The organism is Sulfurimonas aquatica (genome assembly GCF_017357825.1).
In the GTDB taxonomy this organism is placed as follows: domain Bacteria; phylum Campylobacterota; class Campylobacteria; order Campylobacterales; family Sulfurimonadaceae; genus Sulfurimonas; species Sulfurimonas aquatica.
Genome location: NZ_CP046072.1, coordinates 1337003 through 1349252, shown reverse-complemented (window position 1 = coordinate 1349252; position 12250 = coordinate 1337003). Strand labels below are relative to the sequence as shown.

The following is a 12250-nucleotide window of genomic DNA, read 5'->3' as shown; positions in this document are numbered from 1 at the left end:
ACGAGGAGTTTATTATGGATGTTTCATCATCAACCAACACTTCAGCAATCGGAGTAGAAGTACAAAAGAAAGCACAAGACGTTCAAGCGCAACAAGTACTTAAAGTCCTAGAGAGCGTGGATACGCAATCTAAACAAGTTACAGCTCAAAAGACGGGAATCGGCAACAGTATTAATATTACTGGGTAGATTTTATCTACCCTTACAAATCATAAGCCTCATTCGATATAATTTCTCTCATGATTGAACTAGACAACAGAACTAATCTTGAGCTGAATGAAATACTTCTTTCTCAAATTACAGACTCTTTAACAGATAAAGACATTGAACTCATCGTAACGACAAATGAAGAGATTCAAGAGATAAACTTAACCAACAGAAATATCAACAAACCAACCGATGTATTAAGCTTTCCATACGAAGAGATGCCTATGAGTCCGCTTGGAAGCATAGTAATATCAAAAGACTTTGTAGAAGAGAGTGCCAAAAATTTCGCTCACGACAATATAAGCGAGTTTACATTACTCTATATACATGGTCTTTTACATCTGCTTGGGTACGATCATGAAGTTGACAATGGCGAGATGAGAGAAGAAGAGAGAAGACTTATAGAGAAGTTTAATCTTCCTAGTAGTTTAATTATTAGAACACAAGGGTAAATATAGATGGATTATATAATATTTTTAGTTGCAATGGCGGCACTTATATATGGGGCTGATTTCATTATTAAAGAATCAGAAAGAATAGCGTTACATTTTAATATATCTCATTTTGTCATTGGAGCCACCTTAGTTGCCTTTGGTACTTCTTTACCTGAAATGGCAGCTTCAATGATGGCTTCATCACATGGTAAAAGCGATATGGCGGTTGCGAATGTAGTTGGAAGCGTTATTTTTAACATAACCATGGTTCTTGGTATAGTTTTTATGTTTGCTAAATCTATGAATCCAAACAGAGACCTCTTTTCAAAAGATAGTGCTTGGGTTATTGTTCCCGTATTAATTTTTTACATTATGATTCAAGATGGAGTTATTGGCCGAGTAGATGGTGTGATATTTTTACTCTTAATGACTTCATACCTTATCTTTTTATTTAAAAGTTCTCGTGAAGACCTAGAAGGAGAGATAGATACTTCTTTAGCAAAACAATTCAACTGGCTCAAAACAGTAGCTTTACTTAGTGTTGGATTTATATTGACTATAGGTGGGGCAAATTTTGTTGTCGAGAGCGGAACAAACATCGCGCGTAGCCTTGAAGTGAGTGAATGGGTTATAGGTCTGTTTTTAATCTCACTTGGAACTTCACTTCCAGAGCTTGTAGTTTCGTTAGTAGCAGTAAAAAAGGGAAACGCCGAGATGGGTATTGGAAATATAATTGGCTCAAACGTAGCAAACTTTTCAATGGTTTTAGGTGCGTCTTCATTGATTAATCCACTTTTAGTAGATCTTGCTAGTACGAAGTTTGATATTTTGATTATGGTGTCAGCATCATTAGCTCTGCTATTTATTCTAGCAAACAAGCTCTACAATAGAGCTGGCGGTATATTTTTACTAATAATTCTTGCTCTTTTTATTCAAAACTCTTTCGCATAAAAATTACTTTTTTATATAACCAAGCTCTAAGAGCTTGTTATATATATCCGATATAATCGAACCAGCAGCATGCCCACCATGTCCACCATGTTCTATCATAGCCATGACAACGTACTGCGGATTTTTATATGGTCCATATGTTGTAAACCATGCATGCGAACGATTGTAGTAGGAGAGTTCTCTTTCTAATTTTCTTTTTTCTATATCTTGCTTAATGGCAATTACCTGAGCCGTTCCCGTTTTTCCAGCGATCTTTACTTTAGAGTGTAGGTAGTTAGTTGCAGTACCTTTTGCTCTGTTACATACATGGTACATAGCATTTTGTATTTTAGGCAGATTTTTAAGTTCTTCTTTTGTTAAAACATCTTGCAACTCATGCTTGATAACTTCATCACCTATTTTTTTAGCAATATGAGGAGTTGGAAGCTTACCTGTTGCCATAAGCGCAGTCTGCTGTGCTATTTGAAGTGGCGTTACTAAAAAATCACCCTGCCCTATAGACATGTTTACCGTTTCCCCAATATTCCATGATCTATTGTATTTCTCTCTTTTCCACTCTTTTGAAGGAACAACACCAATAAACTCATTAGGTAAATCAATGCCCGTTTTTTTAGAAAGTCCGTAACGTTTAAGTCCCATACTCATCTTTTGATTCCCTAAGATCAAGCTACCCTTGTAAAAATAATCATCGCAACTCTCTCTTATAGCCTTTGTGATATCGGTATGCTCATGCCCCTGCTTTTTCCAACATCTGAATATTCTTCCACCTAAAGGAAGGGATGACTTACACTCAACTGTCCACTTACTACTTAAGTCCGTTGATATATAAAGCAGTCCAAGCATTGGTTTGATCGTGGAGCCTGGAGGGTAAAGACCATTTATCAACTTATTTGTAAATGGGTGATCCAAACTTGATGACAATTTATTATACATAGCATGCGACATACCCGAAACAAAGATATTTAAATCATAGTTAGGAAAACTACCTGCAGATAAAACAGATCCATTAACATCCATAACTATAACTGCACCTACCCTATCTCCGAATAGTTCAGCTATATATGTTTGAAGTTCCATATCCAAACTAAGAGTGAGTTTCTTATCCTCATCAGCACTTTCATACATAAGCTGCTTAATCTCTTCGTTATTAGCATTAACTTTTATTTGGCGTTTACCAGCTGTACCTTGAAGGTATTTATTATAGTATTTCTCAATACCTGTTTTACCAGTGTTACCTAACAGCTCCAGCAGAGCATCTCCATCAATATCTTTTTTATTCGCACGCGATACATACCCTATCATGTGTGCAGCAATGTTTTTATATGGATAGTGGCGTTTTGGTGCAGGAATGATCTTAACATTTTCTCTCAAGTTTAGCGTTGAGTAGACAGGCATTATCTCCTCATATGCAATAAAATGGACAACGTCGATAAAGTTATGATTATAGTAAGACTCTTTCTTCGCATATCTCTTTTTTATTTTCTTTTTGTCTAAGGAAGGAAGAAGTGCGCAAAGTTTATCTATCTCTTCATCTAGATTATGAGATGATTTTCTACTTGTGAGGTGTGGGGCTAGCTGTATCTTAAATCCTAGTTTATTTATAGCAACCGCTCTATTTTTTATGTCTACTATCTCCCCACGAACAGGAGCAATATGTTCTAGCCTTATAGTATTTTTTAAAGAGAGTTTTGAATAGATATGATTTGACTCAACACTTAAAATAAAGACTCTAACTAATAGCCCTAACCAGATTGATGCAAATACTAGTAGTATGATCTTAATTTTCATAATATACTCACTATAAAAAACTCTATTACTATATAGTATACTATATAGTAATCAATTACCGGCTGCTCTAAAAGAAAAATATTCGACAACAGCGTTAAAAATAAAAAATATCCGAAATAAGCCAACACTACATAAGAGGCTCTAATACATTTTTGACAGTTAAAACTCTGCATTATTTTTGGAAGTATAAACTTATAAACTATATATAAATATATAATAGATGTAAATAGCATATAGCCCGCATTAGCTTCAAAAATAACAAGCATAAATGAAATCGCGACTATGTATAAAAGATTTTTCTCATCTAGAGATTTAACAAAATATGTAAATAATACAGCAAATAAAGGTGGTAGAAATGGATAGATACTGCTTAGCCCACTATATAATACAAATAAAAATATGTATATAAATAGTTCTAAAGGTCTTTTATCAGGGATACTTCGTTGCATATTGGAAAATGTTTACATTTTATACAGTCGGCCCATATTTTATGTTCTGGTAATGACTCTTTTGGAATCTCAACAAAGCCTAGTCTTTCAAAGAAAGCTTGCTTATACGTTAGACTTAGGACTCTTTTTAAACCAAGAGAAGTAGCTTCCTTGAGCACCTCGTTAATTATAGATTCACCTATTTTATTGCCTCTAAAACCATCTTTTACAACAAGCGATCTGATCTCAGCCAGTTCTGATGTATGTACATGTAAAGCACAGAACCCTAAAAGTTGTTCATCTCCAAGTACAAGTGTGTAAGAGCGAATATTTGTTGCTATCTCATCTTCACTTCTATCTAAAATGATTCCATTTTCTATTTCTGGAAGAATCAACTCCCTCATCATCACTATATCACTGAGTTTAGCTTTTTTATACTCAATCTTCATTTTTTTCTTTTTCCTCTAAAAGATCGTAAATAACATTGATAATTTTCTTAGTACCTCTTTTTTTAGAGCTTGATACAGTCATCGCATTTGGAAACTCACGTCTAAGAGCGTTTTGCTCTTTTTGATTGAGTTTATCTATCTTAGTAAAGATTTGAATTATGTACTGATTTTCACGTACGTTGTCAAACAAAAATTGACTCACGGATGTATCTATGTCAAGATGAGGATGTCTACAATCAACAAGATGTATAAAAACTTTAATCTGTTCTCTAGTTGATATGTAGTCAGTTAAGTTTTTCTCCCAATCATGCTTCATAGATTTAGAGACCTTTGCATATCCAAAACCTGGCAGGTCAACAAACTTTGCATTAACCTTTTTATCTTCTTCTCTGTTTAAAAGTGTCACATCAAAATAGTTGATAAGTCTGGTTTTACCTGGTGTTGAAGATACTTTTGCAAGACCTTTATGATTTGTCAAAGCATTTAAAAGTGAGCTCTTGCCTACGTTTGATCTTGCCATGAATACTATTTCATTTTGTTCATCCGACTCTGGTGCTGCTCCAACATTTGGAGCCGATGTCATAAACTTTGCATCTACTATATCTATATCAACCAAAACTATTCCTTCTCTTCAGCTATATCAAAAATCATTATCACAGGCTCTTTTTTGAGGCCCTGAGCATATGCTTTTCCATCAACTATACTTAAAATCACTTTATCGCCATGTATCTCTTTTTTCTCATTTATTTGTACTAAATGAACATTTTCAAAAAAGTGATACTCCTTTTTAAGTGGCAAATAGATTATCTTATTTGAACTTCCTCTATATTTTGCATTCTGTTTTGTCTGTATCTTAAAAGAGACATTGCCAATAGCGACAAACTTCGTTGGCTTATTCTCTTTATCTACATATATTGTCAAGTTAGATGCGTTTATCTCATCATTACCTTTGACAATGTTAACGTCTCCATCAAATACGGATATACCTTGACTCTCATCTGCTTTAAATGAGTTTGCTTTAATCTTCAGTTCTTGAGAAAAAAGTAAAGTTGTAAAAAAAAGTATAAAAATTATTCTCATAATTGTTCCTCATCTAAGATATATTTTGCGACTACCTGTTTTGACTCTATTTTATTTAGTAAGCTATTATACTCCAAAGAGACTCCTGTAATCTTATTATCACCCATATATGCAACATACTCACTCTGTGTTTTAGCGACTGAAGTTTTTTTATTGTAAACAACTTCTTGCGAATCAAACGTTAGCCCATCTTCTCTAAAGTATGATACCTTTCCAATAAGAGTGATAATATCACCTTCGTACAAGCCACTATCAGCCTTCATATTGGCGATGTAAGTTTTTGAGTTATCTGTAAAATCCATACTTTTAACAGTATATCTATCAGCATATCTTGTAGCAACATCTCCAGACATAAAAGTTTTTATTTTCTCTTGGTTGAGCTCGTAAAGAGAGAAGTCCCTGATTTCAAAAAGAGGTATATCTACAAAGAGTTGCTGCTTTATATCAAGTGGCTTGAAAAAATAAAAAATCATCATCAAACTACTTAGTATAAAGAGAAAAAAAATGTTTATATTGATAACAGACTCCTCTTAAATCCAAACTGATAGAAACTCTTCTCTTTGATCATTTTCATCAACTAAAGTATCTATCATCTCTCTCACCGCGCCATCTCCACCATTATAGTTTAAGACTGTATCTACTAACTCTCGAATCTCTTTAACGCCATTTTTAGGAGTAAAGCTTCTACCAACAAGAGATAGCATATTGTAGTCATTTAAATCATCTCCAATTGCTCCAAGTTCATAAAACTTTAAACCAAGTGACTCTACAAGCTCTTTTAGTACTCTATCTTTGTCCCGTACACCTTGATAGAGATGCTTTATGCCAAGTTCGGTCGCTCTTTTTTTCACTATTTCTGATTTTCGACCAGTTATGATTGCTACTTCATTACCCATTTTTATCCAGGTAGTGATTCCAAGTCCATCTTTAACATTAAAGCTTTTGCTCTCTATAGAATCGTTTGAATAGATAAGTGAGCCATCACTCAGACAGCCGTCAACGTCTAAAACAATCAGCTTTATCATAAAACGTCTTTTGTACTAGGAATGCCAACTCTATCATTTCTTGTAGTGGCTCTTCTTATCGCAACCGCAAGAGACTTAAATGATGCTTCAATGATATGGTGTTTATTTTTACCACGAAGCTGTATGATGTGCGTACTTATCTTTGCGTTTAAAACAAACGCTCTATAAAACTCTTCTACTAGTTCCGTATCAAAATTGCCAACTTTACCGCTTACCTCAAGCTCATAAACTAAAAATGGTCTATTGCTTAGATCTAAATCACACGATACACAAGCCTCATCCATAACTATATTTGCACTACCAAAGCGCTCCATATTTTTAACTGGATATATAGCTTGTGCTAGAAGTGAACCAAGTACGATTCCAACATCTTCAACGCTATGGTGGTCGTCTATGTGAGTATCACCCTTGCAAGATACTTCTAGATCGATAAGCGAGTGCTTTGAAAAGCTCTCAAGCATATGGTCTAAAAAGCCAACACCAGTAGATACCTTACTTTTCCCACTTCCATTTAACTCTAATGATACAGTTATATCTGTCTCTTTTGTTGTTCTTGTTTTTGTAATCATTTAATCCTCTCTTATTATAAATGCATTTTTAAATATTCCAGATGCTTTGTAGTCTCTAGCTTCGTCTTCACTTTTAAAGCCTTTTAACACAACTTTAAATACTCTACCACTCTCAACTTCAACATCTTTGATAACAGTTCTATACCCATCTGTATTATCATACTTCTCTTGAGTTATTATTGCACCCTCTATTCTTGAAAAAGATGCTATTTGAAGTGCATACTCTCCCGTAGATTGCTCTTGTGGTGACGTTTTCAACTCTTTTTTAGTTGGTATGGTGCGTTTGCCTTTAGTCTCAAACCCAAGTATTTCTAGTCTGACCGGTGCAGTCCCTGCTCCTACCATTTTTATTTTTTTGGCTGCGGTGTTAGAGAGGTCAATGATTCTTGTCTCAACAAAAGGACCTCTATCGTTAATCCTCACTACGGTACTGAGTCCATTTCTTAGATTGGTTACTTTAACAATAGTATTCATTGGCAGTGTTTTATGTGCGGCTGTCATATCGTACATATTATATGTCTCACCATTTGAGGTAAGCTTTCCATGAAAATCGGGTCCGTACCAGCTAGCGTTTCCTGTATACTCATCTCCAACGCTAACTACAGTAGGATAGTACTTAATCCCTCGGATGGTATATGGTCTCATCGTAGGGTGAGAGTATTTTTTTCTATCTATACTGCTACTGTATGCGCCTGAACTATCTCTATATACTTTTGTTTTAGAGTGCTGATAGTTTCTGTATGTTTTTTTACCTCTAGTGCTACATCCACTACTAAAAAGAACAATCAGAACAAGTGCAAATATATAAAACTTATTCATAAATTTTTAACCTTTCACCAATTCTAATATTTGAATTTTTAAGATGATTTTGAAGCATTATATTTTGAACGCTCACTTTTGTCGCCTTAGATATTGAGATTAATGAATCTCCACTTTTGACCATGTAGTAGTGCTTTGAATCAAATTTATTACTTTTGTTATGTTTTGAGATGGGAATGACAAGCTTCTGTTTCAATCTTAATCTATTACTTTTTAGATTGTTAAAATCTTTTATAACCTTGTAAGAAATTCCATATTTTTTTCCAATGTAAGATAGGTTATCGCCTCTAGAAACAACATGAAGTTTATAAATATTTTTCATAGGTGACTCATAATAGTTTTGTTTAAACTCTGCTAATTTGATATATGGGATATAAACCTCGTAATCTTCGGCATAAGGAGGCACAAAGTCATATTTCAAGTGTCTATTTAGCTTTTTCAAATCTTTAAGAGGCATTTCTATCAGCTTAGAGACTCTCTCTAAAGATTCTCCGCTAGAGAGTTTAATAGGAGTGATAGAGTAAGCATTTGCACGATTTAAAAGGTATTCGTACTCGCTAGAGAGAAGATGCTTTTCATCAGTACCAATAAGTGCTAACGCGACTATTTTACGGATATAGTAACGGCTCTCACGTGGAATGTATTTTTTGTCTTCATCAAGTAAAACAGATAGCTCATCACTTCCTGCTTTTCTTATAGCCTGATTTAAACGCCCACCACCACAGTTGTAAGCGATAGCGGCTAGATACCATTTTCCAAATCTTTTATGAAGTCTTGTGAGGTATTTTGCAGCGGCATGTGTTGACTTGACTAAGTCTCTTCTTTCATCAACATACTCATCAATTTTCAAATCAAATCTTCTACCAGTAGCAGGCATAAACTGCCAAAGTCCGGCTGCTCTTTTGTTTGAGTATGCTTTAGTACTAAAGTTTGACTCAGCCATCGCTAGGTATAAGAACTCTTGAGGAACGTCATACTTTGTGAGTGTACTCTTTATCATAGGGATAAAAGTATATGCATCTTTCATTGCTCTAAAGAAGAGTTTTTTTCTCCCCTTAGAGCTGTTTCTTGTTCTCATATCATTCATAATAGGATCATACAAAAATGCCGACTCTATATTAAAAGAGTCTAGAACTGAGAGTTCTTTGTTGTAGTTTGACTCATATGTTAGGTTTGCAAAGAGAAAAAGTGGAAAGAAAATGATTAAAAAATATTTGAACATATATAACTTTTTATTTTAAATTTATATGATTTTATCTAAAAAATGATTAATAAAATGTTTAAAGAAGATAAAGCGAAAAAAAACTCTTTGATATTATAAAATATTAAAGAGTTTTAGGGCATTGCTTGTAGTAGTTTGTTTTATGTTTTCGAGATCTATTTCTAAAAGTTCTGACATTTTCTGAGCTACAAAAGTTGTATAGAGCGGCTCGTTTCTTTTTCCACGATACGGCATTGGCGTTAGATATGGTCCATCTGTCTCTATGATTAGTTTCTCTTGCGGTATCTTTGGTAGGACATTTATGAGCTTCTTGGCGTTTTTAAACGTCAACACTCCGCCTATGCCAAAGTAAAAACCTTCATTTGCAAGACTTAAAAGCTCTTCATCCGCGTTATAACAGTGAAGCACTCCACCGACTTCTCCGGCACCATTTTCTAACATAAGAGCTTTTGAGTCGCGAGAGGCGTCACGAACATGCACTATCAAAGGTTTCTTATACTTTTTTGCAAGCTCTATTTGCGCGGCAAAAACTCTTTTTTGCTCTTTCTTTTCAGCCGATTTTTCCTCATCACTCCCTTCTAGGCGAAAGTAGTCAAGCCCACACTCACCCACAGCTACGCACTTCTCATGGTGGACATACTTATCAAAATCAAGTAAGTCAAACTGCTCCATGTCATATGGATGAATCCCAACTGCAAAGTAAACATCATCATACTTCTCAGCTATCTCTATGGCGCGAGGAAGAGTGTTCTTATCTGCACCAGGAATTATAAATCTCTCTACCCCACCCTCTCTAGCACGAGAAAGTACTTCATCTAGGTCCTCTTCGTAGCGTTCGTCATCTAAGTGTATATGCGTATCAATTATCATTATTTGCCTCTAGTAGTTCACGAGCAAACTTTTTAGCTTCGTTTGAGATATTTTCGCCACTTATGATTCTGGCTATCTCATCAACTCTCTCTTGGAAGTTTAACTCTTTTGTTTTTGAAATATTACCATCTTTATAGACCAAAAAGTGCTGATCTCCCATAGAAGTAAGTTGTGGCTGATGAGAAATTACAAATATCTGAAAGTGCTTAGAGAGCTGACGAAGTACTTTTGCGACACTCATAGACTCTTCACCACTAAGGTTAGCATCTATCTCATCAAGCATTAAAACACCACCATTTTGACTCATAAGCTCCGACTTTAATGCGAGAATCGCTAAACGTAGACGGTTAAACTCTCCCGTACTTATCTTTGCAAGTTCAGTCGAGTTTAGTTTTATGCTTAGTTCATCTTGTCCGTGGAGCTTGTACTCTCTTTTTTGTAGCGTTACGTCCGCGTCTCTTAGATAGAGATGACTTAAATAAGAGTTTAAAGAGCTCTCAAAATCTGGTAGTGCCTTTAAACGCAGGTCGCTTAGCTCATTTGCTAGCGTTTCTATCTCTTTTGACAACTTAGTGTATCTCTCTTCTAAGTCGTTTCTAGCTATCTCTATGTTCTCATATTTCTCTAACTCTAGTTTTTTCTGCTCTTTATACTCCAGAGCCTCTTCTATGCTTCCATATCTGCGTTTAAGTCCGCTTATCTCTTCTATGCGGTTTAAAATCTCTTCTATGTCTAAGTCCTCAAGAGCTGAAAATCTCTCAGTCGCACTATCAAACACCGCTCGAAGCTCATTCATAGCGTCATCAAAGAACGCACTCTCAGCGTCCAAAGTATCTAACGCGCTAGAAACAAGGTGCTCATGGTTAAAAATCTCCATAGCGGACTCTAAACTCTCCAGCACTTTCTCTTTTTTTGAAAGCTCTTTTTTTATCACTGATAGTTCTTCGTCTTCTCCGGTAGTTGGGTTTATGTCATCTATCTTTTTTATCTCAAACGCCGCGAACTCTTTGAGCTCTACTATCTTTTTCTCTTCTTCTTCTATTACTTGTAGTTCGCGTTTAACGTCTTGGTACTCTAAAAAGCTCTTCTGGTAGCTCTCTTTGAGTTTTAGCACCTTTTTGTTTTTCACCCCTACTCTATCATCAAGTATAGAGAGTAAGTTTTCATTCTCAAAGTCGCTAAAGTCCTTAAGGCTCAAATGACGAAGATAATCAGCCGCGACTATGCCTATAGACTTTTTAGAGAGGCTTTGGTTGTTTACAAAGTAACGCGAGTTTCCTTTTTTTATGTGCTTGAAGACGTTAATCTCTTCGTTTTCTATGCCTATGTCATCCGCGTTTATGTTCCAAGTAACGCTAGACTCACATAGAGCGGCCTCGCAAGAAGCCCCACCCAAAGAAGAAAGTATGGAGTTCATAAGTATGGACTTACCACTACCACTAGGCCCAGTAAACACAACGAGACCAGAGTTAAGTTCTAACTCACTCTCTTTAAAACTAAGGTAATCTTTTAAGTAAAATCTCTCTATCATCTTCTTGCCTTTAGGTGGAACTTTATTTCATTGTCGGTATATTAGTGTAATTTTTTCAAACAGAGTGTTAATATGACAAAATGCAATATGTTGTAATGGGTTTTATTTTTAATTAAACGCAAGATTCTTTCAGTATATAATTATTTATGTTATTCAAGGTTTTTATGTATATAATATTCACTGTTAAATAATTATGTTTTAAAAGGGTGGCAATGGAATATATTATTGGAATAATTGGTGCAATAGTTTTATGGTTACTCTGGAGTTACTTTAAATGTAAAACAGATTTAAATAATGCAATTAATTTACTAGTAAGCAGAAAAGAAAATACTGTAATGATTGGATGCGACATTCGAAGTGCAGTTAGATATTTTACTAATAAAAATTTAGAAATACGAATTACTGGTGGTCGATATAATTTGACTTTTGAAAACTTATTTATTCAAATATATGAGCATAAAGGCTTCACATTTCTTCATGCAGAAGACCTTATAAAAACTGAAAAAGACACATAACAAAACATAGCAAGAAAAATATGTTACCTCTACCGATTTTTAGCTTTCATAACTTCAGAAATTTAGCTATTATTTAAAAACTTTAAAAAGAACGAAAGTAAGTAACATATTTTTCTACTTGACTGTTATATGAAGGAAAACAATGAATAATAAAGTTAAGAAAGTACATTTTGTAGACCCAGATGATGGAATGAGAAAAGTATTAGCATATGCGATACTAATCCCTTTTTTTTTACAATTATTGCATTAGTTATATTTTTATTTTTAGGAAAAGATTATTCAGTATTAATAGAAATTATGGAAACTTTTAAAATAGACAAAATGGCATATATCATAATTGGATTTTATTATGGGAGTACAATA

15 protein-coding genes are annotated in these 12250 nt (G+C 34.6%); 4 read left to right on the top strand and 11 right to left on the bottom strand.

What is annotated here, in order from left to right:
* Positions 1-14: 14 nt before the first annotated feature.
* From GJV85_RS06585 to GJV85_RS06575, 3 genes are read left to right on the top strand one after another with little or no spacing between them, the layout of a single operon-like run.
* Positions 15-188 (top strand): hypothetical protein, encoded by a 174-nt coding sequence (locus GJV85_RS06585; protein ID WP_207563070.1) that lies wholly within the window; start codon positions 15-17, stop codon positions 186-188.
* Positions 189-238: 50 nt separating this feature from the next.
* Positions 239-658: an rRNA maturation RNase YbeY gene (gene ybeY, locus GJV85_RS06580; RefSeq protein WP_207563069.1), complete on the top strand. Its 420-nt coding sequence runs from the start codon at positions 239-241 to the stop codon at positions 656-658.
* Between the two features lie 6 nt (positions 659-664).
* Complete coding sequence (locus GJV85_RS06575) at positions 665-1591, top strand: calcium/sodium antiporter (protein WP_207563068.1); 927 nt, start codon at positions 665-667, stop codon at positions 1589-1591.
* Between the two features lie 3 nt (positions 1592-1594).
* Here GJV85_RS06575 and mrdA read toward each other — a convergent pair whose 3' ends face one another.
* The 11 genes from mrdA to GJV85_RS06520 form a co-directional block, all read right to left on the bottom strand.
* Positions 1595-3379, bottom strand: coding sequence for a penicillin-binding protein 2 (gene mrdA, locus GJV85_RS06570; protein ID WP_207563067.1), 1785 nt, complete (start codon positions 3377-3379; stop codon positions 1595-1597).
* Positions 3380-3794: 415 nt separating this feature from the next.
* Entirely contained in the window at positions 3795-4256 is a 462-nt protein-coding gene (locus GJV85_RS06565; protein WP_207563066.1) for an N-acetyltransferase, read from the bottom strand.
* Complete coding sequence (gene yihA / locus GJV85_RS06560; RefSeq protein ID WP_242689871.1) at positions 4246-4839, bottom strand: ribosome biogenesis GTP-binding protein YihA/YsxC; 594 nt, start codon at positions 4837-4839, stop codon at positions 4246-4248. Before yihA ends, GJV85_RS06565 begins: the two co-directional genes overlap by 11 nt.
* A gap of 35 nt (positions 4840-4874) precedes the next feature.
* Positions 4875-5336 (bottom strand): lipopolysaccharide transport periplasmic protein LptA, encoded by a 462-nt coding sequence (lptA, locus tag GJV85_RS06555; protein ID WP_207563065.1) that lies wholly within the window; start codon positions 5334-5336, stop codon positions 4875-4877.
* A complete protein-coding gene (gene lptC / locus GJV85_RS06550; protein ID WP_255550654.1) occupies positions 5333-5842 on the bottom strand; it encodes an LPS export ABC transporter periplasmic protein LptC in 510 nt (169 codons plus the stop codon). Before lptC ends, lptA begins: the two co-directional genes overlap by 4 nt.
* Before the next feature lie 24 nt (positions 5843-5866).
* Complete coding sequence (locus GJV85_RS06545) at positions 5867-6361, bottom strand: KdsC family phosphatase (protein ID WP_207563064.1); 495 nt, start codon at positions 6359-6361, stop codon at positions 5867-5869.
* The gene (gene hisB / locus GJV85_RS06540; protein ID WP_207563063.1) at positions 6358-6930 is read right to left on the bottom strand and encodes an imidazoleglycerol-phosphate dehydratase HisB; all 573 of its coding nucleotides are present in this window, start codon (positions 6928-6930) and stop codon (positions 6358-6360) included. The genes GJV85_RS06545 and hisB overlap by 4 nt, the downstream gene beginning before the upstream one ends.
* A complete protein-coding gene (locus tag GJV85_RS06535; protein WP_207563062.1) occupies positions 6931-7749 on the bottom strand; it encodes a septal ring lytic transglycosylase RlpA family protein in 819 nt (272 codons plus the stop codon). It abuts the gene before it with no gap.
* The gene (locus GJV85_RS06530) at positions 7742-8971 is read right to left on the bottom strand and encodes a lytic transglycosylase domain-containing protein (protein ID WP_207563061.1); all 1230 of its coding nucleotides are present in this window, start codon (positions 8969-8971) and stop codon (positions 7742-7744) included. The genes GJV85_RS06535 and GJV85_RS06530 overlap by 8 nt, the downstream gene beginning before the upstream one ends.
* A gap of 93 nt (positions 8972-9064) precedes the next feature.
* Positions 9065-9841 (bottom strand): TatD family hydrolase, encoded by a 777-nt coding sequence (locus GJV85_RS06525; protein WP_207563060.1) that lies wholly within the window; start codon positions 9839-9841, stop codon positions 9065-9067.
* Complete coding sequence (locus GJV85_RS06520; RefSeq protein WP_207563059.1) at positions 9831-11372, bottom strand: AAA family ATPase; 1542 nt, start codon at positions 11370-11372, stop codon at positions 9831-9833. Before GJV85_RS06520 ends, GJV85_RS06525 begins: the two co-directional genes overlap by 11 nt.
* 212 nt (positions 11373-11584) lie before the next feature.
* Between GJV85_RS06520 and GJV85_RS06515 the strand changes: the two genes are divergently transcribed.
* Positions 11585-11887, top strand: coding sequence for a hypothetical protein (locus GJV85_RS06515; protein WP_207563058.1), 303 nt, complete (start codon positions 11585-11587; stop codon positions 11885-11887).
* The last annotated feature ends 363 nt before the right edge of the window (positions 11888-12250 follow it).